We start from the raw sequence: 17,626 nt of genomic DNA, 5'->3' as shown, positions 1-17,626 counted from the left end.
TTTTCGTTTTTCTCAAACTCTCTGGATATTGACCAATTCTTAATTTTTCAATACAAATCCTCCGTTCGGCTGAATTTCAATCGTAAAATCCCCTTTTTTATTCACTTTTACTTCTTTCTCTGATGTGTTTCCTTTTGCATCATCATTGATATACTTCAAGTTTTTCCCGGCGAACATCGGAAGTTTTATCTTCAGTTTCTGGGATTGCTTCTCCGCATTTACGCCTGCCACATACCATTGATCCACATGTCTTCTCGCAACCACAGCATATTTCCCGGGATAACCGTCTATGAAAACTGTTTCATCCCAAAGTGTCGGAACTTCTTTCATAAAGCTGAGCTGAAATTCCGGAGCATCGGTCAGGTTATTCGGCATGATACCAAACATCTGAACGGGATTCTGAAACAGGACTGCTGTAGCCAGCTGAAAGCCATCTGTGGTATGCCTTTTATTTTTGTCTCTGTTGGATTCCGTTAAATACGTATTGAGGAAAGCACCTCCGAATTCCATACTTCCCACTATATTTCTGATAAAAGGATGAAGTGTGGCAAAAAAAGCTTCCTGTTTCCGTACATCTTCTGAGAAATAAAGCATTTCTGAGGCAAGAACGGCTTCGCTTCCTGCATAATTCGGGTACATTACTTCCCAACCTCTCGGGACAGTGGCTCCATGGAAAATAATGGTTAATCCGTAATCATTGGCATCCGACAGAATATCTTCGTAAAGACGCATGGTTTCCTGTTTGTCTCCTCCGAAGAAATCTACTTTCAGTCCTTTTACGCCTGCTTCTTTCAGCCATTTCATTTCCTTTTTCCGTTCAACGGATGAACTCATTTTATTTCTCGGTCCCATCGGTGCGTCATTGGCTGCTCCGTTGGAATTATACCAAAGCAATACCCCGACATTTTTTGATTTTGCATATTGAATAAGCTCTCTCATACGGTCTTTCCCTATATTTTTATCCCAAAGCGCATCAATAAGAATAAACTGATATTTCAAAGCAGCAGCAAGGTCTATGAATTTCACCTGATCATCATAGTTCATGCTTTTGTCCTGCCAAAGAATCCAGCTCCAGGTAGATTTTCCGAACTGATACTCCTGTGAAGGCTCATACATCGGATCTACCACATCAAAAGGAATGGTAGTTTCTACGATGGGTTTCAGGGAGCTGCCTACTGTAATTGTTCTCCACGGTGTCTTTCCGGGAAGAGAAACAGCTGCTCCGGTACTTCCGAAACCGTTATTTTCAGCAATGTTCGGATAAGCTACTTTGTAAAGATTTTTTTCTGCTGTGGTTTCAAGGTGTGAAGCACAATACGTACTGTTCACTCCTGTCTCGGAAAGCAACACCCAGCCCTCATTTCCGATATGAAAAAGACCAGGGAAAACGTACCCGTAATCAGATGATATTCCCAGTTCAGCATCTGCTTTATAGCCACTTTCATAACTTGGCGCTGTGCGGGCAAATCCCGTCATCGGCTTCATCATAGGTGAAAGAAAAGTAGTGGTTTGTGACGGGAATCTGTACCCTGTGGTTTCTGACTGTACCACAACACTCAGCCGTTCTTTCATCGGTGGAATATTATAACGGAAAGCAATATTGTTGTTGCTCACCTGAAATTCAATGCCTATCTGGTGTTGGTCTGCATTGATGAAATTAACCGATAAAGTATTGGCTTTATAATCAATCTCAGATTTTTTGATTTTTTCGTTTGTGTATTTCTTAGAAACAACATCTTTTTGGCTGTCAGTAAATGTCAGATTCTTTGAAAAATCGGACTCGTTGGTTACCAGGCCCAGTGGGGATTTTTCAAGCATTGTCTTTCCCTGAAGGATAACATTATACGATGCTTTTCCCTCTTCTGAAAAAACCTGAAGCTTCAGATGTCCGTCCGGACTTGAAATTTCTGCTACCTGCGCAAAGCTTTTGCTGATCAGGAATAAACTGAATAAAACATATAAAACTTTTTTTCTCATAACTCAATTATTTTCAAGAAAGGTCCAGTAATCGAAATACATAATATCTGTTGAGGCTTTTCCATTGAATACAAAGTACAGATCATGAATACCGGTAATCTTTTCAGCCATCTGAACTTTTACGGTTTCCCAGCGGTCATCTCCACCAGTCATCGGAACCTCTACCGTCGCGGCAACCGGTCCGTTCACAGCATCCAAATGAATGGTCATTGTGACGTCACTGTTATGGGTAGTTCCGACCCTTGCAGAGAAAGCACTAGCTCCTTTTTTTCGGAAATCCACATTCTTTACACTGGTAAAAGCCCCATTTTTCTTTGCCTTGATGAAAACACCTGCCTCTTTATTCTGATATGATTTTACATTTTCCGACCATGCAATCATTTCCGCCTGATTGAACGAATAAGGATTAACTGCTGCTATAGCTTTTGTAATTCCGTTAGTCATTTTAAATGGTGAAATGGAACCGTCTTTATTGAATGTAAGCTCTTCCAGACTTATCGATCTTGTAAAACCGCTTCCGCCCGGCAATGCACCATTATGATAAAAGAAATAGGTTTTTCCCCGGAAATCAATAACACCGGGATGATTGGTGAATGACTTCCCTTCAGCAGGCATTACAATTCCTCCATATTTCCAGGGTCCCTGTGCTGTTTTACCTGTAGAATATCCTATGAATTCAGGAAGCGGACCTCCCGGCCAGAAAAGATAATACAGGTTTTTTCTTTTGTACAGCCACGGGCCTTCCTCGTATTTTGTGGGTCTTTCCGGATTGGGTTTCCCATCTCTTTTGCCAAATGATTCTTCTGTCATCGGAATTTCTACAATATTTCCGGAATAGGAAATCATATCTTCATTCAGCTTTACGTATTTAAGCTTAGGATTTCCCCAATACATATGAGCCTGTCCTTCATCATCCACAAAAACTGTGGGATCAATATCCCCCCATTCACTCTGAACGAGAGGTTTTCCTAGCGGATCATGAAAAGGACCCAACGGACTATCACCAACAGCAACCCCTATAGCGCCTTTGTTACTGGTTTTAGACCACATCGGAACATATATAAAAAACTTTCCGTTTCTTTCTATGCATTGTGCAGCCCAGGCATCGCGTTTTGCCCAGTCGAAATCTTTATACGAGAGAATTGTCCCATGGTCTGTCCAGTTCACCATATCGTTGGTGGAATACACTTTCCAGTCGTTCATGGTAAACCAGGTGGAATCGTCTTCATCGTGTGTGGTATACACATACAGCCTGTCATTGTAGACCATCGGTGCAGGGTCTGCAGTATAGTTAGTCTGAATAATTGGGTTCTGAGCTGATAAGCCTTCGGAAAAGCCTATCAAACAAAGCCCCAGTATATATTGTATTGTATTTTTCATAGTCAGTTTTATTTTTTCTGAAAGCTCCAGTAATCGAAATTAAATAACTTTCTTCCTGCCGTAATATTTTTCCCCTGGAACACAAAATAGACATCGTGAACACCGGAAACAGATTCTGAAATTTTTGTGGTCAGGGTTTTAAATTCTTCCCAGCCACCGGTTCTCGGAATTTCAATCTCGGCTATTTTCGGTCCTTTAACATCATCCAGATGCACTTCCAGAATGCCGCCGTCAATTCCTGCAGCAACGGAAGCTGAAAAAGCAGAAGTACCTTTTCCAAAATCCACCGAACGGACTTTGATATACCCTCCGGTTCTGGCATCAGAGACATATACTCCGGTTTTCCTGTTTTCGGAAGTGCTGCATTTTTCCGACCATGCCATAGTTTCGGCTTCGGTTCTCTGATATGGATTTAAAGTTCCTGCCGGAGGTACACCTTCTTTGGTCATTGTGACCTTCGGAATAGTTCCGTCAGCATTATATCTGAATTCTTCTACAGCAGTTGAGCGTCCATAGCTTCCTCCGGCCGGCAATAATCCGGTATGATAAAACAGGTAGGACTTTCCTTTGAAATCGATAATTCCGCCATGGTTGGTAAAGCTGTTGGTCGGCTGATCAGTCATTATTTTCCCCTGATATTTCCATGGCCCAATTGGTGAAGGGCTGGTTGAATAGGATAAGCATTCTGTTCTTCCAGTCATTCCTGCATACATCATATAGTATTGATTGTTGCGCTTGTAAAGCCATGGTCCTTCTACGTACACATCATCAAATTTTTCCTGCTTTTGCAGAACTTCATCAGCTTTTCCGGGACGTCTCAGTCCACCGAAAGCTTCTGCCGATTGCGGAATTTCTGTGATTTTCCCTTGATAGGAAGTCATATCTTTATTGAGTTTCACATAAAATAATTTACTGTTTCCCCAATACAGATAAGCCTGTCCGTCATCATCTATAAAAACCGTCGGGTCAATATTATCCCAGGTTCCGGTTGAAATCAGAGGTTTTCCCAAAGCATCTTTGAACGGCCCGGTAGGACTGTCAGACACCGCCACCCCAATAGCCATATTGTTGTCAACAGTCTGTGCACAGATATACCAGTAGAATTTACCGTTTCTTTCAATACACTGCGCTGCCCACGCTCTGTCCCGCGCCCAGCTGAAAGACTCTAAAGAAATGGGAGAACCATGGTCTGTATAATTGACCATATCTTCCGTAGAATACACCCGCCATTTGGTCATCGTATAAAAATCAAATCCCGGCTGATCATCCCCTGTATACACATACATTTTTCCTTTATAGACCATGGGAGCCGGATCTGGCGTAAAGTGGGTCTGAATAACCGGATTCTGCGCAGAAATACCAATCCCTGCCAACAGAAAAGAAAGTGTGATATATTTTAAGTTTCGCTGATTCATATTGTAATCTTATTCTTTGAATGAAATGAATTTATAATAGGCAACGCCATGTGCCGGAATGTCCAATGGAAGACTTTTTTTATCGGTATTGATTTTCGCAATATCTTTCTGCCTCCAAAGGTCACGAACCGCTTGAACACCGGAAATCCCTAATTTTTTGAAATCTTTATACGACAGCGTCACTTTCTCTCTTCCAAAATTGGCAAAAGCCACCGCTTTGCCTCCGTCTTCCAGTTCTTTGACATAAATTCTCAGCTCACCAATGGTCTGCAAACAAACACCTTGTTTTCCCAAAACATCCTGATTGACGGCGATAACTTCGTCATTAGTCAGAAGATTTAAGGTGAAATCATCCAGTTTCTCAAGGTCACAGCCAATCAGTAATGGAGCTGAAAAAATGCTCCACAGACTCATATGAAGATATTGTTCATCGGGCTTCAACCGACTCTGATGTGGATTTCCCCAACCGACAACGCCAACAACCAGCATATCCGGATCGTTCCGTTTTCCGGGTTTCGCAAAAGGAGCCGCTTTATCCTGAGCAAGAGCAATATTCTTTACGCTTGACCAGGTATCTGTAATATCGTTGGTGGTACGCCAGGATTGCGCATTGACCTCATCACCCCACTTCCATACATCGCCCATTCCGTACTGGCAGAGGTTATACACTATATCTCTTGGCTGCTGCTTCAAAAGGCTTCCCATCAGTTTGAATGGTTTCACGCCTTTATCCAAATCCCCGCCTCCTTGAAAGGCAAGAGAAGGAACTTTACCGGGATCATCATCCGGAAGCCCGTCAATCACACCACCATAACTGCACCAATCGTATTTAAGGTAATCAACGCCCCATTTGGTATAGCTTTCAGCATCCTTTTTTTCGTAACCGTAGCTTCCGGTACATCCGCCACAGGTCCATGGACCGGGGGAAGAATAAATCCCCATCTTCAAACCATTGTCATGAATATAATCTGCAAGGCCTTTCATATTAGGAAATTTTGAATTGGTCAGGATATACCCATTTTCATCACGCATTTTTCCGTGGAATGAAGGGTCTTTTCCATCTCTGTTATACTGCCAGGAATCATCGATATTGATATAATTCCAGCCGTGATTGATCAGTCCTGACTTTATAAGGGCATCTGCAGCACGTTTCACTTTGTCAGCAGAAACTTCATGTCCGAAGCAGTTCCAGCTATTCCAGCCCATTGTAGGTGTGAGAGCGATTCTGTCTCCACATTCTATTTTTAATTTTTTTGAAGCTGAACCTTTTGTATTTTTAGCATTCAAAGTCACTTCATAACTTCCTTTAGAATCTATTTTTCCAGTGATGATTCCGGTCTGTGAATCTATTGTTAAACCTTTCGGAAGATTTTTCGCCGTAAAAGTCATTGGCCTGTCACCCGTTGCTGCAACCCTGAACAAAAAAGGTGAGCCAGGACGAACTCCGTAAACGCCTGCTGAATTAATTTTTGGAATTGCCCCAGGTTTTGGCGTCAAAATATAAGGTACTGATGAAATCGGGTTAAATGTTATCAGTTTTGTACCGTCCGTTGTTTCAAATTTTGCATTGACCCAGTCGGCATGATCATAATAAGGTCCATTTCCGCCGTCTGTTACGACTAATTCTAATTGTTTTACACCTTCCAGCGAAACGGAAACAGGCTTTGCTTTATCGCCTAATTTCATTACCCCGCTAGACCAAAGTTTTTTGTTGTCACCGTAAATTTCAAATTCGGCAGCGGGATTCTGGCCTTTGATCTCATCATCTATTCCTACTAAAGCTGAGAATTTTTTGACTTTTCCGTTTAATGTAATCAGTAAGGAACTTTCAGCGTGTGTTCCAAAACCTCTGTTAAATGTTTCTCCGGCGATGGTCAGTTTTTTTCCGTCTACAGAAGTATTAACTCCCGGCTTTCCGTGCCCTTGAGTTGCCACGCTCAAGTCAAGTTTATCCAGCCAGACGACTGACTGAGCTTTGGAAGCAGTAAAGGAAAGCAAAGTAATTCCTGCAATTAAAAATGTATTCTTCAACATCATTTAAACGGATTTAATTAAACTTCCACCAGTCGAAATAGAACAGGTCTCTATCTCCTCTGAATACGAAGTACAGATCATGAATACCTGTAACAGCTTTCACAGGTGTTTTAATGGTTTTGAAAATGTCACCTTCTGCTTTTCCTGTTACTTTTACAATTCCTAAAACCGGTCCGTCAATCGCATCAGCATGAATTTCTATATTTCCCCCATACAATGCTGCTACTGAAACTTCTATCGATTGAGTTCCTTTAGAAAAATCCACACCCTGAACTTTTAGATAATCTCCGTTGTTGATGGATGAAACGACCATTCTATCGGTGATTTTTTTGCCTGTATCATAAGGATTATTTCTTTCCCACTCGGTCATTTTTTCGGTTTTCAAACCTTCGCTGAATGCAATGGTTTCCGCTTCTACTCTGCTGTACGGGTTGAGTGCCGCAATTCTTTTCACGCCTTCAGGGTTCCAAAAAGGTAATTTCTGGATAGTCCCGTCAGCATTGTATTTCATTTCGCTTAGGCAAACAGAGCGGCGTTCGTAATGTTTACTCATTGTCTGTTTCCCGATATTATAATTGAATCCGAAAACATAAGTTTTCCCTTTATAATCAATAATTCCCGGATGGTTTCCATTGGAACGCCTGTCACTGTCCATTATCATTCCCTTAAATTCCCAGGGACCGGTTGCGGATTTGCTCATCGCATAGCCCATCCCTTCTGGGCAACAAGTAGAGGCATAAGCCAGATAATAATGGTTATTTCTTTTCCAAACCCAAGGTCCTTCCTGATAATGAAACGGGTCCGGCGAACCTTTCACTTTAGCTATTGAAGGATCTTTTACGACATCTCCATTTACGGAAATCATATCTTCATTCAGCTTAACATACCAAAGATTAGGGTTCCCCCAATAAAGGTACGCTTGGCCGTCGTCATCAATCAGAACAGTAGGGTCTATATCATCACCTGAATTTTTAACCAGAGGTTTTCCTATGGGATCTTTGAATGGACCATACGGACTGTCGGCCACTAAAACCCCGATTCCTCTTTGTCCAGGCATCGGACAATACATATAAAACTTACCGTTTCTTTCGATCACCTGAGGAGCCCAGGCTCCGTTTTCAGGATCGGTCCATTTGAAATCTTTTAAAGAAGCTACTATTCCATGATCAGTCCAATTGACCATATCAACAGAAGTGTAAAGCAGCCAGTTTTTCATTTTAAAACCAAACGCATCATCTTCGTCATGGCTGGTGTAAAGAAAAACCGTGTCTCTGTAAACCATTGGTGCAGGGTCTGCAGTATACTTAGTTTGGATGATCGGATTTTGAGCGAAGGAAATCTGGAAAAATCCCAATGCTATTATCAAACTTAAATTTTTCATACTCCAATATTTTAAGTTTATTTAAAATGAATATCTGTTTTTTGCCCGGAATAATTTATCGTTTTCTGCTGACCATCAGGAAGAATCAGATTAAAACTCCTGGTCTCAATCATTCCTTTGTATTTACCTTTCCGGTCACTTATCGTGAGTGTTTTTGATTTTTCGTTCCAGTGAAAAGGTATTTCTGTATAGGCTCCTTTTTCATAATTATAGTTATCGAATTCATCTTCATATAAAATAAAATCAGTATCGCTTCCCGGATAAACTTTTATGGTAAGATGATCCCATTTTTTTTCAGTTGCATATTGTACATCAGGTCCCAACGGAATGATGCTTCCTGCTTTTACATACAAAGGAATAGTCTGAAGATTAACAAATTTCTGAATTTCCTTCCCTCCATTATATTTTTCATTGGTCCAGAAGTCAAACCAATCCGCTCCTTCCGGAAGGTAAACTTTCACGCTTTTATTTTGAGTAAAATCTATATTGGAAACCGAATTATCCTTATTGCCGTCGGTTTTATTCCAGCCTTCATTTTCATCGGTTTTAACTGTCTTTTCAGGGGTATATTGAGCATTGAGAATCGGTACCACCAAAAATGATTTTCCAAAAAGATATTCATTATTGATATCCCATGTTTTTTTGTCTGAAAGAAAATCCATGGAAAGGGCTCTCATAAAGCTTGACCCATTTTTTGAAACATCATGGGAAACAGAATAGATATACGGTAACATACTGTAACGCAGTCTGATGAATTTTTCTATCGCATCATACACAATGTCTCCTTTATTCCCAAACTGATAAATTTCTCTCGCAACATCAGTTCCATGTGAGCGCATCATTGGTGTAAAGGTTCCATATTGCAGCCATCGGACATACAATTCCTGGAACATTGGATTATTTGAGCCCCCATTTCTTTTATACACACCAGCAAAGAAACCTCCGATGTCAGAATTGAAATTGGGATTTCCGGTAAGACTGAAATTCAATCCTGCCGGTACCTGATTGCGCAATGATTCCCAGGAAGAATTGACATCACCAGACCATGTATTGGCTGCATATCGCTGCTGGCCCGCAAAAGCTGACCTTGTTAAAATAAAAACCCTTTTATCATTGGTGGTTTCACGCTGATGGTCATAAACACCACCTACCGTCATCAACGGATAAGCGTTTCTTACTTTTCTGAATGAGCCAAGGGAGGTTTTAGTGTCCAGATCTTCTGCTTTCTGGCTGAGATGATCAGGTTCTGTTGAGTCCATCCACCAGGAATCTACACCTAGACTGAAAACGCCTTTGTTGAGATATTTCCAATAAATATTTCTGGCTTCAGGATTATACGCATCATAAACACGGACACCGGAAGGATAATTCATATCCGGAGGCCAGACATCACGACCTGATTCAGGCCACGTGCTGATATTAAAAAGCATACCCTTTGAATCCATTTCACGGTACTGTTTGGTCATTGGTCCAAACGACGACCAGATGGAAACCGAAAGGTGAGCGTTCATGTCATGGATCTCCTGTACCATTTTCTTAGCATTCGGAAAATCAGGACTGATGAAGTCCATGGCGTTCCACTGATAATTGTTTCCCCAGTATTGCCAATCCTGTATGATTCCGTCTAAAGGAACTTTCAGATCTCGGTATTTTTTAACTACCTCTGTCAGTTCATCCTGGCTTTTGTAACGTTCTTTGCTTTGCCAGAAGCCATATGTCCATAAAGGAAGCATGGGTACAGTTCCTGTAAGATCACGCATCCCGGCAACTACTCCATCTGCATTTTTACCGTAGATAAAGTAATAATCAATACCGTCTCCCACTTCAGATGAGAAAGATGTTTTCTGAGGCGTATCCGTAAATTGTGTCGGTGAATAGTTGTCCCAAAAAACGCCATATCCTTTTACAGACTGGAAAAAAGGCACAAAATCCCAGGTATTATTCTGAATCATTTTTACATCGGTATTCCGCTGGGACATTTTTCCGTTTTGCAGAATTCCCAGACCGTAGATCGGCTCGTCTTTTTCAAGCTGAAAATCCTGCCTCACAGAATAGGTCTGTGTTCCGGCATCATTGAATGGCTTGAAATCATTTGCAGTTTCTTTCAAAAGCTCTTTTCCGGATGGCAATGCATAAGTGATCACTCCATTTTTAGTATTAATGGAAAGTAGCAGGTCGTTTGTTTTTAATGAAATAACATTATTTTTTTCTGAAACTGAGAATTTGATTTTCTGTTCCTGTTTAATGACCGACAAACTATTTTTGATAAATGATTTGCCAACTGGATACTTAATAATCCTAATCGTATTTTCACCATACAATTTTATTTCAACAGCTATATTCCCTGCGGAAAAGCTTAATCCGGAATCTGTTTTCCTGTAGGACTGTGCATAGGTATTTCCTACTAGTATTACACCCGTGATGATGAATACTTTACTGGTTATTTTGCTGAAATTCATTGTTTATGGATTATGGTGATATTAAGTTTTTAAAGTAATTCGTATTTATTCTGATTTTAGAATAAGGTTAACTTCTTCCTGTTTTACTGGTTTGAAAAGCAGTTGTGAAAACAGATACAGATCATTTTTCCAAACTTTGAAATCGTGACCGCCCGGCTCTATATAAAAAATATGTGGGATCTTGTTTTCTGTAAGATAGTCGCTTGTTCTTTTGCTGAAAGGCATCAGTCTGTCCTGATCTCCACATGAAATCCAGAGAAGCTTTAATTCTTTAGCTTTGGATGGATCCGGGAGGAGTAGTTGAGGCTCTTTGGTATTCGGAGCTGCGGAAAAAGCACCTACCCATGCGAACCTCTCTATATTTCCCAACCCAAAATTCAATGTCTGTCCGCCTCCCATAGAAAGTCCGGCAATGGCTCTGTCATTTCGGTCTTTTTTAACCGGATATCTTTTTTCAATAAAAGGAATAAGATCATTCAGCAGGTCTTTCTCAAATGTTGCAAAAGCCTCCACTTTATCTTTTGCCATGATATCGCCGGTTGCCCTATCGTCTTTCATTGCCCTTCCGTTGGGAAGCACTACGATCATTGGAGTAAGCTTTCCTTTGGCATACAGATTATCTAAAATAATTTGCGGAGTTCCGTTTCTGAACCACTCTTTTTCATCTCCTCCAATGCCGTGAAGAAGGTAAAGAACAGGATATTTTTCCCTTTTTTTGAATCCCGGCGGTGTGTAAATTAAAGCTTTTCTTGTTGTTCCAACAGTTTTTGACGGATATTGAATCGTGTCAATTTTTCCGTGGGAAATAGCAGCATTTTCCACATCGAAACCCTGCGGTGCCTGTTTATCAAGAGTTTGTGCGGAAACAAACATTCCCGACAAAACAAGTCCTAAAGCCAATATAACTGATTTATTCATGATTTTTATTTGTATTTTTAATACTTATTATTTCAGATAAAAAAATAATAGCGTATTATTTTACTTAACTGTTTACAGCAGACTTTTCTCTGCTTTTGATTCTTATTTTCCAGCTTCACTGACTCTGAAAAAATCTACATCTACAAAGCCTCCGGTATTTTTAGTGGCATAATTAAAAACTGCGAATTTCGAACCCATAAAGAATCTCCGGTAATCAAAGATCATTTTATAGTCTTTTGCCATTTCTGTCCAGTTTTTCTGATCAGTACTGTAATAAAAGTCTGCAAGATCTTTCCCGAGGTTAAAATCGGCATCGATACGCAGAAAAACTTTATCAGAATTGAGAGGAACTCGTTTTTTTTCTTCTTTTTTAACCCCTGTAATGGATTTTGTTTTATTGTCCAGGCTCACTTCATTGGTTGAAAAAACGATGAATTTTTCATTACCTTCCTTCACTACTGACAAGATCCCGGAATCCCCGTTGAAGGCACTGAAACCCGCTACATCTCCATCTTTCATTCCTTTTAGATCCATTGCGACAACCGCTGAAGAGGTTGGACCTTCCATTCTCTGGGTCAAAGTATTGGGTGCTGCGTACAGATTGTCCACCACTCTGCTGGTTTTCAGTCTCAGAAAACCTTTTCTTTCAGATAAAGACCACGCTTCATTCACCGGATTATGATTCCATTGCCACTGGATTTTCATTGTTTTATCAGAGAACTCATCGCTTTCCACCAAATGATTTTTGGGTTTGAATGGCGGAAGCGGAACTTCTCCTTTTAAAGGAACTTTTCCGTTGTCTCCCAATACCGGCCAGTCATTTTCCCATTGAACAGGCAGAAGCAGCGGAACGCGTCCCACTCCGTTTCTGTCCTGGAAAATAAGAGAATACCAGTTTCCGTTTTTATCATCTATCAAAGCGCCCTGACCTGCATAGGAGAATCCTAAAAAATTATCTTCCAGAATTACTTTTTTCTCGTAAGGACCTGTCACTTTATCTGCTCTGTAGACTACCTGACGGCGTTTTCCGTTTCTTGGCCAGGATATCATCATCATATAATATTTCCCGTTTCTTTTGATGATCTGATTTCCCTCCAGAAGCCCGGTTTCCGAAGCATCTTTCTGAAATACCTCAGTTCCATCCGGATTTCCGATAACTTCCTTAAAATCAGGACTCAGTTCAAAAACTTTATTGGAAGTGAAAACATATATCCTGTCATCATCATCAAAAAACAAAGACGCATCATGAAAATGCCGTGTTCTGGTGATGAGTTTCCATTTTCCTTTTTCGGGATGATCAGTCACATAGAAATAAGATTTGAAAGGTTCATCATTCGGAGAAAACAAAACGTAGTATTTCCCTTTATGATAGCGGATTGAAGAAGCCCATTGGCCTCTGCCGTAAACGGTTCCTTTCAATAAATCATATTTCGAGTTGTCATTCAAAGTATCGAAAACATACCCGGACATTTCCCAATGTACCAGATCCCTGGAATGCATTACCGGTGCTCCTGGCATCAGATGCATAGTGGTACTAATCAGGTAAAAATCATTTCCGTTTCTGGTAATGGATAAATCCGGTGCATCTGCCCAGATGATGGGGTTAGTAAATGCTGTATTCTGTTTTCCGGAAGAGTTTACCTGGGCTGAAAGAAGATTCAGCCCGATAAACCCCAAAAAAGAAACTATATAAGACTTTTTGATTTTCAAAATATATGTGGTGTTTGGTTTTACTCTTAGTTTTTCATTTTAAAACACTTAATCTTTGTCACTAAGTATCTTTTCTAATGTCCTGCTATTGCAGTACAATATCATTGGAAGAGGTACTGTACAGTCCGATAAGGCTTCCTGTAAAACCTCCCGCTACATCAGTAGAAAGTATATCTCCTGAAACCGGCCCGCCAAGATTTTTGAAATTTTTGCCGTCCAAAGAATAATTGAAACTGATTTCATCTTTTTCTCCTGTAACCTGAAATTTGATACTCTTTGCAAGTGAAATTTTTTCGCTTGCTATCAATTTTGATTCGCCTTTTTCTGTTCTTTCCAAAACGATGTAGAAATCTTTATCTTTTTTGGTAATTCCAAAAACGTAATTGAATCTTTCGCTTTGGTAACAAGTGATCCCGGCCAATTCTTTTTCTGATTTAGGCTTGAAATCAAGCGTTACCGACGTTTCAAAATCTTCGTGCTGCAATCTGTGGAATAATGCCGAAACTGGAGCCAATGCTTTGATATTAGTCTCCATAGGATTCACTTTTACGCCATTTTTCGTGGCAGTAATGAAATTCTCACGCGGTCCGCGCATCGCAATCCATCGGAAATCGAGATTTTTATCGGTTAATTTATCGTTATAAGTAAAGTTTCCGTTCGGAAAAAATCCATTTTGCCCAGTTTGATTCTGAACGCCCTGCGGCATTTTCAATTTTGGTTTCATCGGAACCAGGCCATTTTGGAATACAGGATACGTTCCGCTCCAATCTACAGGAAGAATGAAAGTTTCACGGCCTTTGGTAACACGATTGTTGACATTCGGACGAATTGCTAAAAATACGCCATACCATTGTCCGTTCGGACCTTCCACCAAATCTGCGTGACCAGCCCAATCCACTTTTTCTTTTCGGTCTCTCGGAAAATATCTTTGCGTAAGAATTGGATTATTTTTAGCGGGAACAAACGGCCCTTTCGGAGAATCTGCCATAAAAATCACTTCGCTATGATTGCCTCCGGTTCCGCCTTCTGCACACATCAGGTAATATTTCCCTTTGTATTTGTACAAATGCGGACCTTCAATCCAAATGGGTTTTTGAGAAAGGTCGACTCCACCGTTTACAATAATTCTGTCTGAACCTGCAACAACCTGATCTTTTTCCAGATCGTAATCCCACATTTTTATAACGCGGTGGCCATTGTATTGTTCGGTTCCTTTTGGTGGCGCATCGTTATGAACAATGTAAGCTTTTCCATCATCATCAAAGAAAATAGCAGGATCAATACCATCAAAATTCAGTTTCTGAACTTCGCTCCATCCTTTTGCCGGATCTTTGGTTTTTACGACCATATTCCCGACTCCGCCTGCGATCTGCGTGGTAATCATATAAAACGTGTCGTTGTACTTGTTATATTTGATATCAGGCGCATAAATCCCCTGCGAAACGCCTCCTTTTTCCACCTTAAGCTGAGAAGGTCTGTCGAGAACGTGCCCAACCTGCTTCCAATTGACCAAATCTTTGGAAGTGAAAATCGGAACGCCCGGAAACATTGAGAAAGAAGAGTTTACCAAGTAATAATTGTCGCCTTTTTTGGTGATGCTTGGATCGGGATAACAACCCTGTAAAATCGGGGAATAGAACTCACCCGGTTTAAGAGGGTTGTCATTATATATTTTGTCGTTTCCATGGTAGCTGAAGTCGGAAAAAGTCTGTGCAGAGATGTTACTGATGGAAAGTAAAGCTGCCACTGCAATAACATGGGTTTTATTTCTTAAAAAAACAGAATTCATTAGACTCATTTTCATATATAGATTTTTTAGTTTTTTATTGTAATAGATTTAATTTTAAATTGTTCCTTCAGAGCTTTTATTACTCCATCTTAATGTGTACACCTTCCCTGCTTCAGTCGGGAAATCATAGATAAGATCGGTTTTAATTTCAACAGGATTCAATTTTGCCTTGTCAGAAATCAACGGTTTCGGAGTTTCCGTAATTTCAAATAAAGAATTCGGGTTTTTACCTTCTGCCTTTTTCAGTTTTGTATTTCCGGAAAGCTGCATTCCATTCGGAAGCCTTATTCTGCAGTTTCCTCCCAATCCGGATTTTATGGTGATTTCTTTAGCTTTGTTGTTTTCCCAGGTAACACTGACTTCGAAACCTCCATACGTTTTCAGTCCGGAAATCCTACCTCTTTTCCACTCTTCCGGAAGCGCGGGAAGAATATCGATAAAACCGTTTTGAGTCTGCAGAAGCATTTCGGTAATCCCGGAAGCACAGCCGAAATTTCCATCAATCTGGAATGGCGGATGTGCATCGAAAAGATTTGGATACGTTCCGCCTTTGGTATTCCACCCGTCCTTTTCTACCAGCGTTAACTGATCTTTGATTAATTTATTAGCGTGATTTCCATCTAATAATTTAGCCCAAAGATTGACTTTCCAGCCCATTGACCAGCCTGTGGATACATCTCCACGGTGAATGAGTACGGTTCTCGAAGCGTCCAGCAATTCCGGTGTGGTAAAGGGACTGATCTGGTTGGAAGGAAATAATCCGTACAAATGGGAAACGTGTCTGTGATCGTCCTCCGGATTGTCCAGGTCTTCCATCCATTCCTGCAATTGTCCGTAGCTTCCGATTTTCATCGGTGGCAATTTTGAAATAATAGTGTTCCAGACCTGAATTTTATCTGAATCTATATTGAGAATCTGTGCCGCCTTTTTTGTTTTGGTGAACAGGTCGAACATCAATTGGTTATCCATTGTATTTCCTGCTGCCAGAGCACTTCCCTGGTGTCCCTGCGGAATATTTTCGGGAGACATTGATGGGCTTGCTACCAACCAATGATGCGTAGGTTCTTCAATCAGGAAATCTTCATAGAACTGTGCTGCAGATTTCAGAACAGGATAAATGGTTCTCAAATAGTTTTTATCCCCACTGTACAAATATCTTTCCCACAAATGCTGTGAAAGCCAGGCTCCACCCATTGGCCACATTCCGGCATTGGCAAAATCCACCACCCCTGTTATTCTCCAGATATCGGTGTTATGATGTGCGACCCAGCCTCGGCTGTTGTACATTACTTTTGCTGTTTCTTTTCCGGTTTCACTCAAATCTTTTATCATCTGAATCAAGGGCTCATGCATTTCAGGAAGATTGGTCTTTTCTGCCGGCCAGTAATTCATTTCCGTATTAATGTTAATCGTATACTTGCTGTCCCAGGCCGGTTTGTTGGAATTGTTCCAGATCCCCTGCAAATTCGCAGGCTGCCCGCCAGGCTGAGAGGAAGAAATCAGGAGATAACGCCCGAACTGATAATATAATGAAATGAGTTCCGGGTCATAACCCGTTGCAAAATTTTTAATCCGGACATCTGTAGGACTTTTTGCAGCTTCGGAAGTTCCTAAGTCCAGATCTACTCTTTTGAAATAGTTCTGGTAAGCAATCAGATGATTTTGAAGTAAAGTTTTGAAATTTTTATGCGCCGCTTTTTCAATATACTTTTTGGCCTTTACAATTTCGTCTGTATTTAAATTTTTGTAGTCTGTAAAATTAGTTGCTATGGAAATAAGAATCATGACCTCATGAGCATTGCTTACTGAAATTCCGCCCTCTGAGATCCGAGTTTTCCCGCCTTTGGCAATGAGCTTTGCCAGCGCATTGAATTTCACCTGCCCCTGAATGCCATCTAATGTGGAAGAAATCCCATCCATCTGTAAAGTATTGGCATCAATGGCTTTGACGTTCTTTTTAAGCTCACTATTGAATTTCGCTGTAAAATTCAATGCATTTTTGTGGTCCGAACTTAAATTAATGATGATTACATGATCAGGAATTGAGGCAAAAACCTCTCTTTTAAAATTAATGCCATCAGAAGTAAATGTGGTGGTTGTGATAGCTTTTTCAATGTCCAGTTTTCTGTAATAATTTTTGACATCCTTAAGATTATTCATATCCAGCGTAAAATCACCAATATTCTGAAATGCCGAACCATGAACTGTTTTTGCTGTTAGCCCTTTATCCGTGAGGATCTGGGCTCTTTTATAGTTTCCGTTGAATATATAATACCGGATGGAATCCAGTACTTTTGGAGCATCCTGATTATCATTTCGGGAAGGGCCTCCGGACCAGAATGTCCCTTCATTCAGCTGAAGTCTTTCCTGATAAGGGTCTCCATACACCATAGCCGCTATTTTTCCGTTTCCTATTGGTAAAGCTTCCACCCATTGTTTGGCGGGTTTATCATACCACAGCTTATACTTTCCTCCTTTCTGGGCAAAGGAAAATATACTGATCAGAAGACCTATGGTCATGTAAAGCCCGGATTTCATTTTTACTTTTTAAATTTCAAACTAT

10 protein-coding genes are annotated in these 17,626 nt (G+C 40.6%); all 10 read right to left on the bottom strand.

Annotated elements, in window-relative coordinates; genetic code table 11:
* Positions 1-39: 39 nt before the first annotated feature.
* On the bottom strand, positions 40-1,977 hold the full coding sequence (locus tag EGI05_RS00940; protein ID WP_123261204.1) for a glycoside hydrolase family 97 protein: 1,938 nt from the start codon (positions 1,975-1,977) through the stop codon (positions 40-42).
* Positions 1,978-1,980: 3 nt separating this feature from the next.
* Positions 1,981-3,357, bottom strand: a complete 1,377-nt coding sequence (locus tag EGI05_RS00935) for a glycoside hydrolase family 43 protein (protein WP_185144944.1) — start codon at positions 3,355-3,357, stop codon at positions 1,981-1,983.
* A gap of 8 nt (positions 3,358-3,365) precedes the next feature.
* Entirely contained in the window at positions 3,366-4,772 is a 1,407-nt protein-coding gene (locus EGI05_RS00930; protein ID WP_123261203.1) for a glycoside hydrolase family 43 protein, read from the bottom strand.
* A gap of 9 nt (positions 4,773-4,781) precedes the next feature.
* Complete coding sequence (locus EGI05_RS00925) at positions 4,782-6,809, bottom strand: NPCBM/NEW2 domain-containing protein (RefSeq protein WP_228428522.1); 2,028 nt, start codon at positions 6,807-6,809, stop codon at positions 4,782-4,784.
* 10 nt (positions 6,810-6,819) lie between these two features.
* Positions 6,820-8,187, bottom strand: coding sequence for a glycoside hydrolase family 43 protein (locus EGI05_RS00920; protein WP_123261201.1), 1,368 nt, complete (start codon positions 8,185-8,187; stop codon positions 6,820-6,822).
* A 17-nt stretch (positions 8,188-8,204) separates the two neighbouring features.
* The gene (locus tag EGI05_RS00915; RefSeq protein ID WP_228428521.1) at positions 8,205-10,646 is read right to left on the bottom strand and encodes a glycoside hydrolase family 31 protein; all 2,442 of its coding nucleotides are present in this window, start codon (positions 10,644-10,646) and stop codon (positions 8,205-8,207) included.
* 45 nt (positions 10,647-10,691) lie between these two features.
* Positions 10,692-11,564 (bottom strand): alpha/beta hydrolase, encoded by an 873-nt coding sequence (locus EGI05_RS00910; RefSeq protein ID WP_123261200.1) that lies wholly within the window; start codon positions 11,562-11,564, stop codon positions 10,692-10,694.
* A 102-nt stretch (positions 11,565-11,666) separates the two neighbouring features.
* Positions 11,667-13,274, bottom strand: a complete 1,608-nt coding sequence (locus tag EGI05_RS00905; protein WP_123261199.1) for a glycoside hydrolase family 43 protein — start codon at positions 13,272-13,274, stop codon at positions 11,667-11,669.
* An 85-nt stretch (positions 13,275-13,359) separates the two neighbouring features.
* Entirely contained in the window at positions 13,360-15,078 is a 1,719-nt protein-coding gene (locus tag EGI05_RS00900; protein WP_123261198.1) for a glycoside hydrolase family 43 protein, read from the bottom strand.
* Positions 15,079-15,117: 39 nt separating this feature from the next.
* Entirely contained in the window at positions 15,118-17,601 is a 2,484-nt protein-coding gene (locus EGI05_RS00895; protein ID WP_123261197.1) for a glycoside hydrolase family 95 protein, read from the bottom strand.
* Between the last annotated feature and the right edge of the window lie 25 nt (positions 17,602-17,626).

The sequence above is a fragment of the Chryseobacterium daecheongense genome, from assembly GCF_003729955.1.
GTDB lineage: Bacteria > Bacteroidota > Bacteroidia > Flavobacteriales > Weeksellaceae > Chryseobacterium > Chryseobacterium daecheongense.
This window is presented reverse-complemented; position numbering and strand designations above follow the sequence as displayed.